A 20,987-nucleotide genomic window follows, 5' to 3' on the forward strand; every position below is an offset into this window, starting at 1 on the left:
TTCCTCCTTAAGTTAAATAAGACATAAATGATGTTGCTAAGCCAAAATAAATTAACATACTAACAATATCATTAATTGTAGTAATAAATGGACCGCTTGCTACTGCTGGATCAATTTTTAATTTATTCATAAGTAATGGAATCATTGAACCTACTAATGTTCCTACTGTCATAGCACATGTCAAACTACCACCTACGATGACTGCTAATAAAGGTTGTCGATAGATTGAAATGATAATAATGATTAAAATAATTGAACAGACAATTCCAGATAATAATCCGCTTCCCGCTTCTCTTAAAGCTACTTTAAACTTGCTTTGTTCATCAATATCTCCTGTTGAGATATTACGTACAGAAACGGCTAATGATTGTGTACCAGAATTACCTGACATCCCGCTAATAATAGGAATGAATGCTGCTAATAGTGCAACTTTAGATAATGTATCCTCAAAACTACCTAGAATCGTCGCAGTAATCATGCCTAAAAACGTTAAAATGATTAACCACGGTAAACGTTTCATCGCTGTTTTAATCACAGAGTCATTCGTAGAATCAATATCAGAAACCCCGGCTAAACGAGAGTAGTCTTCACTAGCTTCTTCGTCCATTACATCTAGAATGTCATCGATTGTAATGATACCTAGCAAATGATTTTGATAATCTACTACTGGTACCGCAATAAAATCATAGTCTCTCATGATTTGTGCAACGTCTTCTTGGTCTGTTGCAACGTCAACGCTAATGACACGTTCGCTCATGACATCTTCAATATAAGCATCGTTTTCAGCGGTGATTAAATCCCTTAATGATAAAACACCTACTAGTTGATCATCTTCATTCACAGCAAAAATGACATATATGGTTTCTGCATTAGGCGCTTGCTCTTTAACATGCATCAATGCTTCTTTCACAGGCGTTGTTGATTTTAAAGAAAGATATTCCGTCGTCATAATACCGCCGGCAGTATCTTCTTCATAATGTAACAATGCTTTGATTTCATTTGCATCTTCGTTATTCATTAATGTGAGTAAACTAGCAACTTTCGGTTTGGATAATTCGTTTAAAATATCTACCGCATTATCGTAAGACATCTCTTCTAAAATATGACTCGCATAGTTTGCATTGATATTATCGAATAGCTCCTCATATTCTTCATCATCTATATCTAAATGGTCGAAGAAATCAGCAACTTCACTAGGAGATAAGAATTCGAATATCTTTTGCCGTTTTTCTTCATCGGTATCTTCAAAGTACTCACTTTGTTCGTAATTATGCATTGATAAAAATTCTTCTCTAAATGCATCAATATCGCCATCTTGTAATAATTGATCTAATAAATCTTTATCATAAACGTCTTCGTTCACATTTTCTTTCTCTTTTAATTCTGTGTCGTTAGACAAATTAAACACCTCCAAAACAATTTTTTATATTAAGTCATACCATTGATTGAGTTGTTTATGATCAATTTCGATATGTATCATATTTTTATTAACTGGATGTTCAAAAATGAGTTTTGAACAATGTAAGCACTGCCCCTCTATTTTACCATGTTTTCCACCATACAATGTATCACCTATTAAAGGGTGACCGATATATTGAAAATGCACTCTAATTTGATGAGTTCGACCCGTACAGAGTTGTACTTCACAGCAACTAACATTCTCTTTTTGTTTTAAAGTACGAAACACTGTTTTGGCATATTTCCCGTTCTCAGATACACATCTTTCTATAATACTTTCATCGCTTCTTGCAATAGGAGCTTCAATCATGCCACTAGGTTCAGTCATACCGTATGCTAAACACGTATAAACTTTGTCCATTTTGGCTTTTGAAAATAAATGATGTATATATCCATATTTCGCAAAAAGTACAATCCCAGTAGTATTGCGGTCTAAACGGGTTACTATATGAGGATTGGTTCGTTCACCTTTATGATGTAAATAACCTAATACTTGTTCAACTAAGCTTTCATGTGGATGTTCACGTGACGGTGCACAGTTTTGTCCATTAGGTTTAGATACAATAATGATATAGTCATCTTCGAATAATATATCTAGTGGCTTCATATAAGGTGTTAAATTGGCACTGGGTACTTCTATAGGTAGTTGAACTTCTAGCTGATCACCAAAATTCAATTGATATCTCACAGTGACATGTCTCTGATTGACAAGTAAAGCGCCATTAGTTTTAATGGCGCTAATTGTCTTCTTCGAAAAGTCATGTCGTTGTAAAAATGATTTAAGCGTTTCTTGCTGTGTAATCGTATATCTGAAAATCATACTTCATCATCACTTGAAATAAATGAATCGTGTACCCTCTTCCAAAATGGGAATGGTCTGAAGCGTGCAAATCTTACCTTTTCATTTGCTACTCTATACTGGATTGCATTTACATTTTTATGCTTAATACTCACGTGATCAATCGTAGTTCTTATTGTGTCATGATTGACCGGTGTTATCAAACACGTGTGATGTTTAGGAAGTACTAATGGCGACCCCACTGTTCTAAACACACGATTGTTGATTGAAGCAATTTCTGCAATTTGCATTGCTTCTAAAGATGGATGAATTAATGCGCCACCTAATGCTTTATTGTATGCTGTTGATCCAGATGGCGTAGATATACATAGCCCATCTCCTCTAAAACGCTCAAAATGTTTACCACGAATATTAACATCCACAACTAATGTTGATCCATTTTCAGTTTTCATTGTAGCTTCATTCAATGCTAAATACCTTGTTTCATAACCATTATTATTATATCGAACAATGATTTCCAATAATGGATATTCAATAACTTGAAATTCTGAATTATTGATTTCAATAATCAATTTCTCGACTTCATGAGGTAACCAGTCAGCATAAAACCCTAAATGTCCGGTGTGCACACCAACAAACGCCACTTTCGAAAGCATATGACTATATTGATGAAAGGCTTGTAATAAAGTGCCATCCCCACCGACTGAAATGACTATTTCTGGGTTTTCATTATCTTCAACCATTTGAAAATCTTTCATATAGTTAATCATTTTATGCTTTAACGCATTAGATTTCGAATCACCTTTAGTTAGGATTGTATAACGCATGTTTACACCTCATTAGTCATTTTCATGTTTTTTTGCACGCTTTTGAGTATAATATTTCTGTGCTTCTTGAATTTCATCTTTAATCTCGGACATTTCTTCATCTAATAAGTAAGCCGCTTCTGCCGCCCTTTCTAAACGATGCTGTATCTCATCTGGATAATCTCCATCATATTTATATCGTAATGTATGTTCTATGGTTGACCAGAAATTCATAGCCAACGTTCTAATCTGAATTTCAGCTAAAATAGATTTTTGTCCATTTAATGTTTCAATAGGATATTCAATAATTACGTGGTAAGAGCGATATCCACTTGGTTTGGTATTGCGAATATAGTCCCTTTCTTCAACAACACTAAAATCCTTACGTTGACGTAATATATTAACTACGACATCTATATCATCCACAAATTGGCACATAATTCTGAGTCCAGCTATGTCATACATTTCTTCTCTTAATCTATCAAATGGAATTTCCCTTTTGTTTGCTTTATCTATAATACTTGAAATAGGTTTAACGCGGCCTGTTACGAATTCAATGGGAGAACTGTGTTCACTAATCTCATATTGTTTACGTAATCCTTTTAATTTAACTTTTAATTCATTAACAGCCTGTTTATACGGTGTTAAAAATTGATCCCACTGGTTCATATTACTTCACTCCGCTTCATTCTAGTTCAAAAGTTTTTTCAACAGCAGAAACAAACTCCTTACCATAGTTATTATTGCCTTCAATATTGTCTAATATGTAATCTAATTCCTCTTGGAAATGTTTAAGTTCTAACTCATCGTTTACAATAAGTTTCTTACCTTTGTTTTCATGTAACATCGACCATGTTTCTTCTACAAAGATTAAATACGAATAGGATTGACCATCATCTAAGATGTATGCAAATCCATAATTATCACTGTCAACAAGCATTTGTCCTACTTCTTCTAATCCTTCGATTGAATCTTCTGAATAACAGTAAATTGTATCGTCTTTCACTTTGATTTCATTTATATATATACGCATGCTTGCCCCTCCTTATTCCATATTAGTTTAACATAATTTATGCTTACATCACACGTATGTAGCCGAATATTGTCACTTTATTATATGTATTTGAATTTTTTAATATGACTTATTATTCTAATTTCATTTTTTTATAATGATTCTATTTTCAAAACATTGTCTCACTTTAAAACAAGAACCATTTCAGTCATACTATTAATAAAACAAACAACGTTGTAGAGGAGTAACAATGAATGACAACAAATAATGAAATTGAATTCAAACAAATACTTAGTGAATCAGCATATAATGATATTAAAAATCAATATTTCAAAGAAACATCACCTTTCAAACAAACAAATTACTATATAGATACTGCAGACTTTAAACTTAAGGATCACTATTCTGCATTAAGAATTCGCGTTAAAAATAATACTTATGAGATGACACTCAAAGTACCTGCAGAGGTAGGTTTAACTGAATATAATTTCAATGTCACGCTTGAGCCTGAAATTGACAAAACAATTTATCACGACCAATTGCCAGATGAGATTAGACAAATACTAATGGAGGACTTTGACGTTAAAGATGGCACATTATTGATATTAGGTGCTTTAACTACGTATAGAATGGAAACCTCCTATCAAAATGAACTTCTTGTGTTAGATAAAAGTGAGTATCTTGGCACAGAAGATTGCGAGCTAGAATTCGAAGTACATGATTATGACGAGGGCTTACAAAAGTTTAATGACTTACTGAAATCATTTCATATGACTCATGAAAAACCATTAAACAAAGTCCAACGTTTCTTTAACAGAAAAGCTAATTTAGCCTAACAACAACAATGGAAGCCATAATGCAAATTACTTTCAAATGTAAAAATTCATGTTATATTAGATATATATTAATGAAATACGGTGATATTATGCCTAAAACACCATATGACATCATAGGGCAAGATGCACTATATCAAATGATTGATCATTTTTATGATTTAGTTGAAAAAGACGATAGAATTAATCATTTATTCCCTGGTGATTTTATAGAAACGAGTCGAAAACAAAAGCAATTTTTAACTCAGTTTTTAGGAGGCCCTGATTTATATACGCAGGAACATGGACACCCCATGTTGAAAAGACGACATATGGAATTTACGATTACTGAATATGAGCGCGATGCTTGGTTAGAAAATATGTCTATAGCAATTAATCATGCTAACTTCCCTGCTGGGGTTGGTGACTATTTATTTGAAAGATTGCGACTAACAGCTAATCATATAGTGAATTCCGAAAAATAATTGTAGGTGAAAAGACATGGCTGAAGAGTTAAGAGTAATGGAGAATAAGAGTCGTGAAGATGCAAATACTGATCTATCACCTGTATGCAAAATAGAAATTTACTCTTTTTTCGATCCCTTTAGTAAAGATTGTTTCAAAATTTCGGCAATCTTATCAAAACTAAGAATTGAATATAATCAATATATACGTGTAAGACATATTCTTAATCCTTCATTAAAAGTTTTAACAAAATGCCAAGCACAAAGCACCTCTGATTTCGATAATATTGCATTAGCTTACAAAGCAGCTGAATTACAAGGTCGTTTAAGAGCAGAGCGATTTATTCATTTAATGCAAAATGAAATTATACCAAAACGCGATATTATCACCGAAGAAATGATATGTGATTGTGTAAAAAATGCTGGAATTGATTATGATGTGTTTAAAGAAGACTTACAGAAAAGCAAACTAACAGAAAGTTTAAAAGTTGATTTGCATATAGCACGTGAAATGGAAATAGAACAATCTCCATCCCTCGTATTCTTCAGTGAAGACGTGCATGAAGAAGGATTAAAAGTTGAAGGTCTTTATCCATATCACATATACACATACATCATCAATGAACTTATGGGGACACCAATTGAAAAGAATTTGCCTCCGAAGTTAGAAACTTATATACAACAGAAACAACTTGTGACAATGGAAGAGTTACTCACGATTTATGAGTGGCCTGAAAAATTATTAAATAAAGAATTGAAAAAACTCATGCTACAACAGAAAGTGGAAAAATTAAATTATCCTGATGGCAAGTTTTGGAAATCTAAAATGCCTAAATGTTGAAAACTTACTGTGGTTCAATATTTAAAAATAAGCGCAACAGATATCAAATGATCTGTTGCGCTTATTTTTTGTTTATTCATAATTTGTATAATTTATGTATATTGTTTACTGCATATTTTACAGCAAATAAAAAAACGCCGTGTCTGATTACACGACGCTAAACAAAGGGGATGGGAGAAATTTTTCACTTCAAACAAAGGGGTATGTTTGTTATGTGATTAATTTCATGTTCATAATATAACACGACGTATATCCCATTTCAACCTTTGTGTTTGATTAAATTTAAATTGTCACAATCTGTTCATAATGTAAGCGAATTCAATCATATTAAGCTTTCATTAGTTTTTCAAAAGCATCTAATTTCTGTTCGAAGACTTCACATGCTTGTTCAATTGGTTCAGGTGATGTCATATCTACACCTGCATTTTTTAAGATTTCAATTGGATAATTTGAGCTACCTTTTTTCAAGAATTCATTAATATATCTTTCAACAGCTGGTTGGCCCTCTGTTAAGATTTGGTGGCTTAAACTTTGTGCAGCACTATAACCAGTTGCGTATTGATATACATAATAATTCATATAGAAGTGAGGAATTCGTGACCATTCTTTACTAATGTCTTCATCTGTTTCAACTGCATCACCAAAGTATTGTTTATTAAGTTTGGCATACTCTTCATTCATGCGATTCGGCGTCAATGGTTCCCCTGCTTCTTCAATTTGATGAATTTTATGTTCAAATTCTGCAAACATAGTTTGACGGAATAAAGTTGCTCTAAAGCGTTCAAGTTCTTGATTCAACAATAATAAACGTTTGTCGTCATCTAAATGCTTATCCATATAGTCGCTTAATAAAGCTTCATTACATGTTGATGCTACTTCAGCTACAAATATTGTATAGTCACTTAAATTGGATGGTTGATTTTGACGACTGAAATAACTATGTGCTGAATGACCAAATTCATGAACTAAAGTATATAAATCTGAAACTGTATCTGACCAGTTTAATAAGATGAATGGGTTGGTTAAATGTGCACCAGATGAATATCCACCAGATCGTTTACCTTTGTTTTCATAAACATCAACCCAACGGTTGTCCAATCCTTCTTTAACCACGTTTAAATATTCTTCTCCCATTGGTTCAAGTGCTTTTAACATCCATGATTTAGCTTCTTCATAAGGCATTTCAAATTTAACGTCTTTCACCAATGGTGTATATAAATCATACATTTTTAAGTCATCGATGCCTAATAACTCTTGTCTTAAACGCGTATATCTATGAAGTAATGGTAAGTATTTGTGAACCGTTTTAACTAAATTATCATATACTTCTTCTGGAATATGGTTATTACTTAAAGCTTTTTCACGGGCAGATTTATAGTGATGCGTACGCGCATTAAACACATTTTTCTTCACTTCACCTGCTAATGTTGCTCCTAAAGTATTGTTATGAGATCCATAAGCTTTATATACGTTTCTAAATGCAGATTCTCTTAAAACACGATCATCTGACTCTAGATATTTAATAAATGTACCTTGCGTTAACGGATGTGCTTTACCATCTTTATCAATAGCATCTTCAAATTCTAAATCCGCATTACTGAACATACCATATACGTTAGACGGCGTAGATAAAGCATCTTGTGCTTCAGTCAATAATTTTTCAGTATCAGCATCTAATATATGTGGGCGCTTTTCATTGATGAGTTGTAGATCAAATTCATATTGTTTTAATTTATCGTTTGATTGAATAAATGTTTGAATTGTCTCTTCATCAAGTTGTAAAATTTCTGGTACTAAAAAACTCCATGCTGAACTAAATTTAATAATTAATTGATGTGCACGTGCTTCCATGCCTGTATACTGATCATTGGCAGTATCTTGGTCTTGTTTTAAGTGGGCATAGACATATACCTTTTCTAATTTGGTGCCTATTTCATCTTCTAATGCTAAGGCTTGATATAAAGTATCTGCACTATCTCCTAGGTGACCTTTAAACTGTTCTTCTTTACCGATGTCGTTTTCGACATCTTTAAATGCCGCTTCAAATGCATCATCACTTGGGAATATCGTTGTTAAATCCCATGTATATTCAGGATATTTACGTTCCTGTTCTTCTCTAGATAATTGTTGACTCATCATGTAAACCTCCTCGAAATAATCAATAACTTAATTTTCTCATTTTAATAGATAATTTGCACGTCATTACAATTCAATTTTCGTGCATTTTGATACTGTTCTATTATTTTATTTAACAGTTTTGATTTGCTGTAATGATGATATGCAAAATCTCGCAACTTAATCACTGCCCCTATATTCGCAATCGTCAATTCGTCATGAATTTCTAAAAGTCGAAGTTGTAGCTGCCATTCAATTGGATGGGGTTTGATATAAATTTGTAGTGGGATAATAATGCCAAACTGTTGAATGACTTGCTTGTCATTGAGTTGCAATTGATACATAGCGCTTAGAGTTGGTTCTAATACAGAATTCTTACGACGGCAATGTTGGATATATCTATTTATAAGGCTTTCGCCTAATTTATAACATACCATGTTTTTATGTCTTTTTTCTGTCAGTAATATTGTCATATCTTCAACTATGTCTCTTTTTGCAAGAAATTGCCGCCCTCCTAGATGCTGGATATTTGAATATCTGATTAATTGGCAAAACTTTTCTTGCCATGTATACAAAGACCTATGGGTCGCATTTATAAAACTGGCTTGATGATCATTTAATGTCAATTTACCGTTTCTGTATTTGATATCTTCGATAATCCAAAATGGTCTAAGTCCGACACTCATTAGCCCTGCGGTACGCTTTTGAATTTCAGACAACGGAATGTTAGAAAATTGTACCTCAATCGCAAATGATGAATTAACAACAATATCAGGAAACTGTTGTATATTCTCATAATATGGTTCAACTTCAACTTTAAAATTCAACCTTTTTAACATGGAGGCAATTTTGTATTTTGTTTGATAATGCAAAGCACTTTCCCCTTTTGAACGCCATATCTTACAAGGATTCACATGTGCAAAATGTGCTATTACTTTCGTTCCAATTTTTAAAATCACTTTTGATTTACAATGTGGACAGAAATAATTCTGATTCTTTATTGCTTGCTTTGCTAACACACATTCATGATTTTCATTTATAGCTACTAACATCGGTTCACCTCATATATTTCAACGAAGCAAACTTTCAATTTACTTGTGTAACTTGACCCTTGCATTAACCATAAAAAAACGAGACATCCACATGTCTCGTTTATCAATCTATTAAATTTATTCAGTTGCGTCAGTAAAGTAACGACGCACTTGTGAAGTAACGTTATGGCTCATTATAATCTTACCATAATCATTTAAATATACTTCTGTTTTATCAGTTGGGTATGCAAATTCTAATAATTGACTATAACTATCATTAATTGTCTCTTGATCGACCGTGTCATCAAAATGAATAGCATAGTAATATTGTGAGTCAATCATATAAAGTAAATCTTCAAACTCATCAGCACTTTGATTATTGTGATATGCATAATTAATGACTTGTTCTAAATCCTCAAATTTTACAATCACTGTACGAATATTGGCTTGTTTGCGTTGTCTTTGAGATTGTTCTTGTTGCGCTTTCTTTTGTTGATTACGTTGTTCAAATATATTTTCGATATTATCTTCGCTTTCAAGCGTTTGAGCTAGAAGTTCATTTACTTGGTCATCAAATTGATCAAAATTACCATCTTCAGCCATATTCATGGCATCTTCATTTTTAGACTTAGAAATAGTCACTTCCACGCCCTTTTCAAAGGCATGTACTTGAATCCATAGTGGTCCTTCAACGACAAAATCTTCTTCTTCATTAATTTCATCCATCATTGACCAGAAGAATTCTTCACCGCGTTTGCGGTTAGTCCATAAATCTTCACGACTAAAACCACGAGCTTCTATGTCGCTATATGTTATAAACAATTTAACTGTTGTATCATCAACGCGTTCTATTCTCATATCATCTCACTCCTTACAGTCGATGAATAGTAACCATATTGTATTAGAACGTGACTCAAATTACAATCTATTTGTTTGATTAAATTTAACTATTCTTAAGATGGCTTCTTATATTAACATATTCCCTATTTTAATGCTAAAAAACAGCGCATTTGTTCATGATTTATTTTAAAAAATACACAAAAGACAACACCATTTAACAATAGTGTTGTCTTAATATCTTTTAGTAAAGTGATAAAATCACATAGTTATTAAAGTTATTAGTCAACCAAACGTTGAGCTTCTTGTAATTGGAACGTACGGACTTTTCTTGGTAAGAAACGTCTGATTTCATCCTCGTTATAACCTACTTGTAAACGTTTATCGTCTAAAATGATTGGGCGACGTAATAAACCTGGATTATCTTGAATAATTGAATATAAATCTTGTAATGGTAAAGAATCAATATCAACATTCAATTTTTGGTATGTTTTAGAACGAGTAGAAATAATTTCATCAGTTCCGTCTTCAGTCATTTTTAATATTAATTTAATTTCATCGATTGTTAAATGTTCAGAAAAAATGTTACGCTCCGTATATGGAATGTCATGTTCTTGTAACCATGCTTTCGCTTTACGGCAAGATGTGCAACTTGGTGAAGTAAATAATGTTACCATACATCTCACTCTCCTATAAATGGATTCATTCATTAATTTTAAATTAGTTATAGATTAAAGAAATGATTGTTATTTGCTTTCTTAACCTTACAATATATATTATAACCATCTAACATTAAAATTAAATGAGAAAATCCTAATTTTTCTGAGAAATCTTGAAATTATTCAAAATTATCTCACAAACTATTTAATACTTAGATATACATTCATTTTAACACAACTTACAATTTAAAGAAATACTGTTATAATGAGAGATAAATAATATTTGAGAAAGTAGGCATCTAATATGGAAACATTATTTTCAGGCATTCAACCAAGCGGTATACCAACAATTGGTAACTATATAGGTGCATTAAAACAATTTGAAGAAATACAAAATGATTATGATTGTTTCTTCTGTATTGTTGATCAACATGCAATCACTGTACCTCAAGACCGTTTGAAATTACGCAAACAAATTAGACAACTCGCAGCAATATATCTAGCTTCAGGTATTGATCCTGACAAATCTACCCTATTCATTCAGTCTGAAGTCCCTGCACATGTTCAAGCAGGATGGATGCTCACTACAATAGCTTCAATTGGTGAATTAGAACGTATGACACAATTTAAAGATAAAGCTCAAAAACGAACTGATGGCGTCCCAGCTGGATTACTTACTTATCCACCATTAATGGCAGCTGATATAGTTATTTATAATACTAATATTGTTCCTGTTGGTGAAGATCAAAAACAACATATGGAATTGACACGTAATTTGGTAGATAGATTTAATAGTCGTTATAATGACGTATTAATTAAACCAGAAATCCGTATGCCAAAAGTAGGTGGTCGTGTGATGAGTTTACAAGACCCTACTAAAAAGATGAGTAAAAGTGATGATAATCAAAAGAACTTCATTTCATTATTAGACGAACCAAATGTAGCAGCTAAAAAAATTAAAAGTGCTGTTACTGATTCAGATGGTATTATTAAGTTTGACCGTGATAATAAACCAGGGGTTTCTAATTTACTTTCAATCTATTCTGGTTTAACTAACGAACCTATTAAAGATATCGAAGCGAAATATGAGGGAGAAGGTTACGGAAAATTCAAAGGTGATTTAGCTGAAATAGTTAAATCATTCCTAGTTGACTTCCAAGAAAAATACGACGCATTTTATAACTCTGATGAACTAGATGATATTTTAGATAAAGGTAGAGAAAAGGCACATCAAGCCTCATTTAAAACATTGAAAAAAATGGAAAAAGCTATGGGTCTTGGCCGTAAAAGATAATCGATTCACTATACGAAAAAGCACTGAGGTTACACAACCTCAGTGCTTTTTTATTATATTATTTTTTCTTTTTACCAGTTTCTCTATCAATCGATTTATCGATATATACATCTTTTAATGTAGTATCTGGACCTACCTTATGGTATACCAATCCTTTTACTTGAGGATTTGTTAGATGCGCCTCTCCTTTTTGATAAATTGGTGCAACAGGTGCATCATTTAGTAAAATTTCTTCTGCTTTTTGAAGTGTTGCATTTCTTTCATCTTCATTTTGAAGCAATTTACCATTGGCATCTTTTATTAGCTTATCGTATTCTTTGTTACTCCAGTCAGTGTTGTTTTGCGGATTTCCTGTAGTCATTATTTGTAAAAAAGCCGTTGGATCTGGATAATCTGGTACCCAACCTGAATATGTTGCCTCAAAGTCACCTGCAAGTTCTAGGTTGGTTTTTTGTTTGAAAGGCATTTGTTTGACTTTCATTTCTACGCCAGGCAAATTATTTTCAATTTGAGATTTTATATATTCAGCAGAAATTTTTGCTCCCGGCGTATCTTCTACATTTAAAGTAAATGTTACATTTTTCTTACCTAATTCTTTTTGCGCTTTTTTCCAATTATTTTTTGCATCTTTTTTGTCAAAATTTAATGGTGATTTCACTGTACTAGCAAAATCTTTACCCTCAGGCGTCTTAGCTGTCCCAGTTGCAGTAAATTTATTAGATACCGTAGAGCCATTATTAAGTGTTGAATTTACATAAGTTTCCTTATCAATAGATTTTGCAATAGCCTTTCTCAAATTCTTATTTTTAAATTCCGGCTTATTTTTTTGATTCATTTTAATGAAAAATGTTCCTGCTGTTAAACGCTTATTAAAAGATGGAGAATCTTTATATTTATCCGCTTGTTCTGAAGAAACTAAGGTATCGTCAACTGAATTAGTTTCGTAAAGGGACGTACCTGCCTGTCCATCTTTTAACACTTTATATTGAACCTTATCTAGTTTTACATGTTTTTTATCCCAGTAATCTTTATTCTTTACTAATTGGATTTTATCTTCAACTTGCCAGTTCACTACTTTGAATGGTCCATTGTAAACTGCTTTATCAGCAGTAGTACCATATGCTTTGCCATATTTTTTAGCCACTTTTTCATTTTGAGGATCAAATGTATTTAATGCCAACAACTCATTGATATATGGCACCGGTCTTTCCAATTTAACTTGTAGTTTATATTTATTTAGTGCTTTGATACCTAAATCCTTAACCGGCTTTTTACCAGCATTAACTTGATCGGCATTTTTAATATCGCTCATAATATACGCAAATTCTGAACCTGTTTTAGGGTCTACTACTTTTCTCCAAGCAAAAACAAAGTCATTCGCAGTAACTGGATCTCCATTACTCCATTTTGCGTCTTTTCTTAAATTAATAGTTAGTGTTTTTCCATCATTACTTTTCTTAGGTAATGATGTTGCAACAGCTGGCTCTGCTTTATCATGTTTATCCATTGTATATAGCCCTTCAAATGCTTGACCCGCAATATCACCTGATACAGCTTCAGTAATCAATGTCGTATCTAAAGTCGTCATATCTTGTGGTATAACTTTTCTAAATACTTGACCTTCATCTGAATATAAACTTTTACTGTTACTGCAACCTGATAAGGTGCTTAATGAAATGATAAAAATCGCAATCAGTGTTATCCATTTTCTCATACGTATCCCCCTCCCTTTGATTATCCTGCTGTATTAACATGCTGTTTTAATTTTTCTGCTTCCGCTTCAGTTGCAAAGACAAAGTGTTCTGGTCGAATCTCGTGCAATTGTCTATTTTGATCATCTGCATTGCTTGCTTCATATGTAATCCGTTTTCTTTGTCTTTCAACGTCTGGATCAGGTTGAGGAATCGCTGATAATAATGACTTCGTATAGTCATGTAAAGGATGATTATATATATCATCTGCAGGTCCGAGTTCAACAATTTTTCCAAAATGCATCACAGCTATTCTGTCTGAAATATATTTAACCATTGATAAATCATGTGCAATAAATAAGAACGTAATCCCTTTTTCTCTTTGTAGTCGTAACATTATATTGACGACTTGTGCTTGTATGGAAACGTCTAATGCTGAAATCGGCTCATCAGCAATAATAAATTCTGGTTCTACTGCTAATGCCCTTGCTATACCTATACGTTGACGTTGTCCACCTGAAAATTCATGAGGATAACGGTTCGCATGTTCCTTACTTAACCCTACTGTTTCTAATGCATCATATACACGCTTCTTACGATTACGTTTATCAGTGGCTAAATGATGAATATCTATGCCTTCTCCAACAATGTCCATCACTTTTAGACGTGGGTTTAAAGACGCATAGGGATCTTGAAAGATCATTTGAATCTTCTTGTTGAATTTCAACATATCTTGGCGTTTACGAATATTATGTATATCCGTACCATCATAAATAATTTCTCCACTAGTAATATCATTTAATTTAATGATAGCTTTACCTGTAGTTGATTTACCACAACCTGATTCTCCAACTAAACCTAAAGTTTCACCTTTATAAATATCAAACGAAATATCTTCAATTGCTCTAACTTCGTTCTTTTTACCTTGGTTAAAATATTGTTTTAAATGTTTCACTTCTACTAATTTCTTTTTTTGGTTAATCATTAAACGCCACCCTCTCTACTTTGATGGGTTGTTCATATTGGTTAGGTAATGTTTTAAAGCGCTTTTGAACTGCTAATGGTGGTTCAACTTTGGGTGCTCTTTCATCTAATAACCATGACTTAACAAAATGAGTAGGCGATACTTTAAACCACGGTGCTTCTTCTTTAAAATCAATATCTAATGCATACTGACTTCGTCTAGCAAATGCATCTCCTACCGGTGGATGTAATAAATCTGGTGGTGTTCCAGGAATTGCAATTAAGTCTGTATCATTACTCGTAGTTAAATCTGGCATGGATGATAATAATCCCCAAGTATAAGGATGTTTCGGACCATAAAATATTTCATCAACATTACCTGTTTCAATCATTTGTCCGCCATACATAACGGCTACTCTATCAGCAATATTTGCTACGACACCTAAATCATGTGTAATAAAAATAATTGAAGTATTAATTTTCTGTTGAAGTTCCTTCATCAAATCTAATATTTGAGCTTGCATTGTTACATCAAGTGCTGTCGTCGGTTCGTCAGCGATTAATACTTTGGGTTCACATGCTAGTGCTGTTGCGATAACAATTCTTTGTCTTTGACCACCTGAAAATTGATGTGGGTATGCTTTAAAACGCTTTTCAGCGTTTGGCAATCCAACTAGATTTAAAATTTCTAATGCGCGTTGTTTAGCTTCAGATTTACTTAGATTTTTATGTTTAATTAATGGTTCCATAACTTGTTTGCCAATTTGCATCGTTGGGTTTAAAGATGTCATTGGATCTTGAAATATCATTGAGATATCTCTACCTCGTAATTTAATTAATTCTTTTTCACTTTTATTCGCAAGATTTTCCCCTAAAAAGTTAATTTCTCCCTGTTTAATACGACCTGCATCCCCTTGGAATAACTTTGTGATTGCCTTAGTCGTAACTGATTTACCTGAACCTGATTCTCCAACAATTGCTAATGTTTCTCCTTTATTCAGGTAAAAGTCTACGCCTCGGACAGCTTGAACTTCACCTGCAGAAATATCAAATGAAACATGCAAGTCGTTGACTTCTAAAATTCTCTCTGTCATATACATGCCCCTCCTTTATTTACGCATCTTCGGATCGAATGCATCACGTAATCCATCACTGAATAGATAGAAAAATAAGATTAATAAACTTAAAATGATTGCTGGTATAAATAATTCATGTGGATGAATTAATAACATTGCACGTCCATCGTTGACGAGTGATCCTAAAGATGTTTGTGGTGCTGGTACACCAATACCAATAAAACTTAAAAATGCTTCAAAGAAAATAGCACTTGGTACTGTAAACATAGATGTAAAAACAATTGCACCTAATGTATTAGGCAAAATATGTTTGAATATAAGTTTGAATTTTGATGCACCTAAAGTTTGAGAAGCGAGTACAAATTCTTGGTTCTTTAATTTTAAGAATTCACCTCTAACAACACGACTCATACCTAACCAACCTGTGATGGACATCGCTATAATAATAGTCCAAATCGAAGGTTCAAAAATTAATACAAAGAGAATAACGACAATTAGATTAGGAATTGAAGCAATAACTTCTAGGATTCTTTGCATGACATTATCAATTCGACCACCAAAGAAACCTGAAATAGCACCATAAGTCACACCAATAAAAATATCTAATATCGCTGCAACGATACCAATGAATAGTGAAATCTGTGTTCCTTTCCATGTTCTTGTCCACAAGTCACGACCTAATTGATCAGTACCAAACCAATAGTTTTCCTTGGCGTGTGCTTCTTTATATGCATCTTTACCATCCGTTCCCTTACCATCAAATGGTAAAAATGGTACTTTATCTAACACTGGTATTTTAGCTGGTAAATTTCGATGTTCAACATTTTGCTCTGCATAATCTCTGTTATTCATTAAAGGTCCAATAAATGCGAATAACACAATTAAAATGAGTCCAATCATACCAACAACAGCTAGTTTATTACTTTTTAATTGCGCCCACGCATCTTGCCAGAAGTTTTTACTTTCACGTTGTAGCTCTGGCTCTTGATTTAAATCTAATTCTCTTAATACAAAATCCGTAGAAATTGCCCCTTCAGAGGTATGTGACATTGTTGCATTTGAGTAATCTTTATCCTTTCTTTTATCTGTCATTACTTTTTACCTCCTTGAACACGAATTCTAGGATCTATAATGCCGTATAAGATATCTACGATAAAAATAGATACGATAAATAATGTACTAAATAAAATCGTTGTCGCCATGATGACTGAGAAATCGTTTGTAGTAATCGAACGTACGAATTGATCCCCTAATCCAGGTACTCCGAAGATATTCTCAATGGTAAGTGTCCCAGTTAAAATACCTGCTAACATTGGCACTAATATCGTAATGATGGGTATCAAAGCGTTTCTTAACGCATGACCGAACAACACTCTCATCGTTGAATTACCTTTTGCTCGTGCTAATAAAATATAATCTGAACTTAATACTTCAATCATTTCAGCTCGTATGTATCGGGCTACTGTTGCTAATACTACTGCAGATAAAGCGAGTGAAGGTAACACTGCTGTAGAAAATCCTTCCCATCCTGCAACTGGGAACCATCTTAAACGTACTGCAAACACATATTGTAATAAAACTGCTAATACGAATGATGGTACAGACACTGCAATAACTGAAATTACAGTCGTTGTGTAATCTACCCAGGTATTTTGTTTCGTAGCTGCAGCAATTCCTAAAATGAGTCCAACGATAATACCAATAATCATTGCCGTTAATCCCATTTCAAATGATGGTATTAATCTTGGCTTAATCAATTCCCATACCGGTTGATTATGGTATTGGAATGAATAACCAAAATCGCCTGTCACAACATTTTTTAGATAATGTACGTACTGTACTGCGACGGGGTCATTTAACCCATATTTCTCATTTAATATCGCTTTTTGATCAGCATTTAATTTTGCATCATTAAATGGTGAACCTGGCATCATTTTCATCAAGAAAAATGTGATTGTAATAATGATGAATAATGATAAAAACATATAACCTAATCTTTTAAGGATGTATTTTCCCATCTAATCCCCCCATTTATTTTTCACAATTGACAATCCCTTCAAAATATTCAGAATACTTTATTAGTATTATATATATAACTTACATGCAAAATCAATATAGTTTTGCGTTAATGCAATAAAGCAATCATTTTATAAAATAGAATTTTTTTGTTTTCAGAATAAGTTGATTATTGTAAACTAAAACCAATACGATACGGAGTGATGTTATTGAAATTAATTAAATTTTATCTCTATCCATTACTAATAACTCTATTTATTTCTTTTATTTTTTGGTTATGGACCAAACATACATGGGTCGAGTACATCAATGTCTTATTTTATGTTTCATTAGTGATTTTCATCATATTATTTATTATTTTATTAGTTCAAGAAGGTATCTTCGATGTAACAAGCTATGGATTTAGACGTTTAAAATATCAAATGTCCTCTACTTCAAGAAAACGTAGCATGGAAGATGATAGCTTTTTAAATCCTCAACACGTCAAAAAAGAACACTACATGATTTCCTCATGGGTGTTCCCTAACCTGCTTATACATTTAGTTTTAGTGTTAATCACAATAATTATTTCGTTCAATATGTAAAAAAGCGCAAGTGCGATGTAATTCACACTTGCGCTTTATATTTATTAATCTTCAAATTTTTTGAATATCAATACTGCATTATGTCCGCCGAATCCTAAACTATTACTCATTGCATGAGTAATGTCTAAGTCTTGTGCTTCATTCGGAACATAATCTATATCACATTCTGGGTCTGGTGTTTCAGCGTGAATCGTTGGTGCAATTTTTGAATCTCTAATTGAAAGTGCAGAGAAGATTGCCTCAATACCACCAGTAGCACCTAATAAATGACCAGTCATTGATTTAGTAGAACTTACTTTTAAATTATTGACTGCATCGCCAAATGTATTCTTAATGGCTTGTACTTCATATAAATCACCTACTGGTGTACTTGTACCGTGAGCATTTAAATATTGAATATCTTTTGCTTCAATACCTGCATCATCTAATGCAGCTTGCATTGCTCTAGAACCACCTTCACCTTCAGGTGCTGGTGCAGTAATGTGATAAGCATCGCCTGTTGTACCGTAACCAACAATTTCAGCATAAATTTTGGCACCACGTGCTTTTGCAGATTCTAGTGATTCTACAACCACAATACCTGCACCTTCACCCATAACAAATCCATCTCTACCTTCTTGGAATGGACGACATGCCGTCTCTTTGTCATTATTTGTAGATAATGCACGGCTTGCACTAAATCCTGCAATAGCCATATGAGAAATCGGTGCTTCAGTACCACCAGTAATCATTGCATCTGCATCACCACGTTGGATAATCTTAAATGCTTCACCAATTGAGTTAGTACCTGTTGCACATGCTGTAACAGTTGAACCACTTGGTCCTTTAGCACCTAAATCAATAGATACTTGGCCTGTAGCCATATCAGGAATTAACATTGGTACAAAGAATGGGCTGACACGTCTTGGTCCACGTTCTACCAATTGTGTATGCGCCGTTTCAAATGTTTCCATACCGCCAATACCAGAACCAATCCATACACCAATACGGTTAGCATTAGCTTTGATATCTAATTGAGAATCTTTGACCGCTTCTCTAGCCGCTACCACAGCATATTGAGTAAATCTATCCATACGACGTGCTTCTTTTTTATCAATGTGGTCTTCGATATTAAAATCTTTTAATTCACCAGCCAGATGCACATTATAATTTTCAGTATCAATTCGTGTGATAGTATCGATACCATTAACTCCTTTTAATGCATTCTGCCATGTTGTTTCAGCATCGTTACCGATTGGAGATAAGGCTCCGATACCTGTAATAACAACTCTATTATTTTCACTCATTAGTTATCCTCCTATTTTCCCCATTTGATAACGATTGCACCCCAAGTCAGGCCTCCGCCGAAACCTACTAAGACAAGAGTATCGTCATCTTTAATTTTACCGTTTTCAAGCTCTTGATTGATACTTAATGGTATTGATGCAGCAGATGTATTACCGTATTTATTTACAGATACGCTCATTTTTTCTGGTTCAATACCTAAGCGTAAACGAGCTGATTCCATAATTCTTATATTAGCTTGATGAGGAACAAATAAATCGATATCGTCAGAAGTTAAACCTGCTTTTTCAACAACACGTGTTGACGCATCGCCCATAATTCTAACTGCAAATTTAAATACTTCTCGTCCATTCATTTTTAATTTACCAGTTTCTTTATCTAAATATAAGTATTTGCCACCGCTTCCATCAGATCCCATTTCGTAACTAATAATACCACGACCTTCTGATACTTCGCCAATGACAACTGCTCCAGCACCGTCACCGAATAAAACAGCCGTAGATCGATCTGTTAAGTCAGTGATTTTAGATAATTTATCAGCACCGACAACTAAAATATTGTGATAATCTCCAGATTGAATATATTGTTTAGCTGTAATCATTGAATACATAAATCCAGAACATGCTGCAAGTTGATCCATTGTAGGCACTTTACCTGTACCTAAACGTTCTTGTAATATATTCGCTACACTTGGAAAAGGCATATCTCCAGTAGCTGTCGCAACAATAATCATATCTATATCTTCTGGTTGAATACCAGCATCTTTAATTGCTTTTATACTTGCTTCATAAGCTAAATCTGAAGTATCTTGATCTTCATTTGCCCAATGTCTTTCTTTGATTCCTGTCATTTTAGAAATCCATTCATCTGATGTTTCTAAAAATTGTTCAAAATAGGCATTGTCTACAATATTTTCTGGAGCATAAGCTCCGAAACCTTTAATACCCACATCCATGGTTGTACACCTTCTTAATAAATTTTTAATACCAGGTATTAATTTAACATATTACTGTTTTTAAACTCAAGCATATCACTTTTATTTATCATTTAATCGATAAACAAAGTAAAGTATTGATTCTATTATGATAACCTATATTTGCATTTGCTTAATACTAATCAAACCATATCTCTGAAATCAATAATTATTTTATTAATGATATCATATATCGTTAAAGTGATTATATATCATACTACATTCTGATTCACTCTATACAAACATGTATTTTTCTATTAAAATAAAGGTAT

Annotated in this window: 21 protein-coding genes; 5 read left to right on the plus strand and 16 right to left on the minus strand. The window is 33.1% G+C overall.

Annotation, left to right across the window (positions count from 1 at the left end):
- Positions 1–7: 7 nt before the first annotated feature.
- The 5 genes from mgtE to EL082_RS08825 are packed head-to-tail and all read right to left on the minus strand — an operon-like array spanning position 8 to position 4,096.
- Positions 8–1,399, minus strand: coding sequence for a magnesium transporter (gene mgtE, locus EL082_RS08805; RefSeq protein ID WP_002465623.1), 1,392 nt, complete (start codon positions 1,397–1,399; stop codon positions 8–10).
- A 24-nt stretch (positions 1,400–1,423) separates the two neighbouring features.
- Positions 1,424–2,278, minus strand: a complete 855-nt coding sequence (locus EL082_RS08810; protein WP_002465618.1) for an RluA family pseudouridine synthase — start codon at positions 2,276–2,278, stop codon at positions 1,424–1,426.
- The gene (locus tag EL082_RS08815) at positions 2,275–3,084 is read right to left on the minus strand and encodes an NAD kinase (RefSeq protein ID WP_002450766.1); all 810 of its coding nucleotides are present in this window, start codon (positions 3,082–3,084) and stop codon (positions 2,275–2,277) included. The genes EL082_RS08810 and EL082_RS08815 overlap by 4 nt, the downstream gene beginning before the upstream one ends.
- Positions 3,085–3,096: 12 nt before the next feature.
- Positions 3,097–3,732 carry a GTP diphosphokinase gene (locus EL082_RS08820; RefSeq protein WP_002450767.1) on the minus strand — a complete coding sequence of 212 codons (636 nt, stop codon included), beginning with the start codon at positions 3,730–3,732 and terminating at the stop codon, positions 3,097–3,099.
- Between the two features lie 16 nt (positions 3,733–3,748).
- Positions 3,749–4,096: a UPF0738 family protein gene (locus EL082_RS08825; RefSeq protein ID WP_002450768.1), complete on the minus strand. Its 348-nt coding sequence runs from the start codon at positions 4,094–4,096 to the stop codon at positions 3,749–3,751.
- A gap of 233 nt (positions 4,097–4,329) precedes the next feature.
- On the opposite strand from EL082_RS08825, the gene EL082_RS08830 reads away from it, so the two are divergent.
- From EL082_RS08830 to yjbH, 3 genes are all read left to right on the plus strand, one after another.
- Positions 4,330–4,911 carry a CYTH domain-containing protein gene (locus tag EL082_RS08830; RefSeq protein ID WP_002465631.1) on the plus strand — a complete coding sequence of 194 codons (582 nt, stop codon included), beginning with the start codon at positions 4,330–4,332 and terminating at the stop codon, positions 4,909–4,911.
- Between the two features lie 89 nt (positions 4,912–5,000).
- A complete protein-coding gene (locus EL082_RS08835; protein ID WP_103286278.1) occupies positions 5,001–5,372 on the plus strand; it encodes a truncated hemoglobin YjbI in 372 nt (123 codons plus the stop codon).
- 16 nt (positions 5,373–5,388) lie between these two features.
- Complete coding sequence (gene yjbH, locus EL082_RS08840; protein ID WP_002465634.1) at positions 5,389–6,192, plus strand: protease adaptor protein YjbH; 804 nt, start codon at positions 5,389–5,391, stop codon at positions 6,190–6,192.
- Positions 6,193–6,519: 327 nt separating this feature from the next.
- On the opposite strand, the gene pepF is transcribed toward yjbH, so the two are convergent.
- The 4 genes from pepF to spxA all read right to left on the minus strand — a co-directional run bounded on the left by pepF (position 6,520) and on the right by spxA (position 10,852).
- Positions 6,520–8,328 carry an oligoendopeptidase F gene (gene pepF, locus EL082_RS08845; RefSeq protein WP_019235850.1) on the minus strand — a complete coding sequence of 603 codons (1,809 nt, stop codon included), beginning with the start codon at positions 8,326–8,328 and terminating at the stop codon, positions 6,520–6,522.
- 44 nt (positions 8,329–8,372) lie between these two features.
- On the minus strand, positions 8,373–9,359 hold the full coding sequence (locus EL082_RS08850) for a competence protein CoiA (RefSeq protein ID WP_002465630.1): 987 nt from the start codon (positions 9,357–9,359) through the stop codon (positions 8,373–8,375).
- 117 nt (positions 9,360–9,476) lie between these two features.
- Positions 9,477–10,196, minus strand: a complete 720-nt coding sequence (mecA, locus tag EL082_RS08855) for an adaptor protein MecA (protein ID WP_002465643.1) — start codon at positions 10,194–10,196, stop codon at positions 9,477–9,479.
- Between the two features lie 260 nt (positions 10,197–10,456).
- Positions 10,457–10,852 carry a transcriptional regulator SpxA gene (gene spxA, locus EL082_RS08860; RefSeq protein ID WP_002450775.1) on the minus strand — a complete coding sequence of 132 codons (396 nt, stop codon included), beginning with the start codon at positions 10,850–10,852 and terminating at the stop codon, positions 10,457–10,459.
- Between the two features lie 286 nt (positions 10,853–11,138).
- On the opposite strand from spxA, the gene trpS reads away from it, so the two are divergent.
- Positions 11,139–12,128, plus strand: a complete 990-nt coding sequence (gene trpS, locus EL082_RS08865) for a tryptophan--tRNA ligase (RefSeq protein WP_002465641.1) — start codon at positions 11,139–11,141, stop codon at positions 12,126–12,128.
- Positions 12,129–12,186: 58 nt separating this feature from the next.
- On the opposite strand, the gene EL082_RS08870 is transcribed toward trpS, so the two are convergent.
- The 5 genes from EL082_RS08870 to opp3b are packed head-to-tail and all read right to left on the minus strand — an operon-like array spanning position 12,187 to position 17,876.
- Positions 12,187–13,842 carry a peptide ABC transporter substrate-binding protein gene (locus tag EL082_RS08870; RefSeq protein ID WP_002465602.1) on the minus strand — a complete coding sequence of 552 codons (1,656 nt, stop codon included), beginning with the start codon at positions 13,840–13,842 and terminating at the stop codon, positions 12,187–12,189.
- 20 nt (positions 13,843–13,862) lie between these two features.
- Entirely contained in the window at positions 13,863–14,804 is a 942-nt protein-coding gene (locus EL082_RS08875) for an ABC transporter ATP-binding protein (RefSeq protein ID WP_015365219.1), read from the minus strand.
- Positions 14,797–15,876: an ABC transporter ATP-binding protein gene (locus EL082_RS08880; RefSeq protein WP_002467197.1), complete on the minus strand. Its 1,080-nt coding sequence runs from the start codon at positions 15,874–15,876 to the stop codon at positions 14,797–14,799. The genes EL082_RS08875 and EL082_RS08880 overlap by 8 nt, the downstream gene beginning before the upstream one ends.
- A gap of 15 nt (positions 15,877–15,891) precedes the next feature.
- Positions 15,892–16,950 (minus strand): oligopeptide ABC transporter permease, encoded by a 1,059-nt coding sequence (gene opp3C, locus EL082_RS08885; protein WP_103286263.1) that lies wholly within the window; start codon positions 16,948–16,950, stop codon positions 15,892–15,894.
- Positions 16,950–17,876: an oligopeptide ABC transporter permease gene (gene opp3b / locus EL082_RS08890; protein WP_002467196.1), complete on the minus strand. Its 927-nt coding sequence runs from the start codon at positions 17,874–17,876 to the stop codon at positions 16,950–16,952. The genes opp3C and opp3b overlap by 1 nt, the downstream gene beginning before the upstream one ends.
- 201 nt (positions 17,877–18,077) lie before the next feature.
- On the opposite strand from opp3b, the gene EL082_RS08895 reads away from it, so the two are divergent.
- Positions 18,078–18,458, plus strand: coding sequence for a DUF3899 domain-containing protein (locus tag EL082_RS08895; RefSeq protein WP_031463933.1), 381 nt, complete (start codon positions 18,078–18,080; stop codon positions 18,456–18,458).
- Positions 18,459–18,502: 44 nt separating this feature from the next.
- Here EL082_RS08895 and fabF read toward each other — a convergent pair whose 3' ends face one another.
- Complete coding sequence (gene fabF, locus EL082_RS08900; RefSeq protein WP_002450783.1) at positions 18,503–19,744, minus strand: beta-ketoacyl-ACP synthase II; 1,242 nt, start codon at positions 19,742–19,744, stop codon at positions 18,503–18,505.
- A gap of 11 nt (positions 19,745–19,755) precedes the next feature.
- Positions 19,756–20,697: a beta-ketoacyl-ACP synthase III gene (locus EL082_RS08905; RefSeq protein WP_103286262.1), complete on the minus strand. Its 942-nt coding sequence runs from the start codon at positions 20,695–20,697 to the stop codon at positions 19,756–19,758.
- Positions 20,698–20,987: the final 290 nt, after the last annotated feature.

Origin of the sequence: Staphylococcus warneri (genome assembly GCF_900636385.1) — a bacterium.
GTDB lineage: Bacteria > Bacillota > Bacilli > Staphylococcales > Staphylococcaceae > Staphylococcus > Staphylococcus warneri.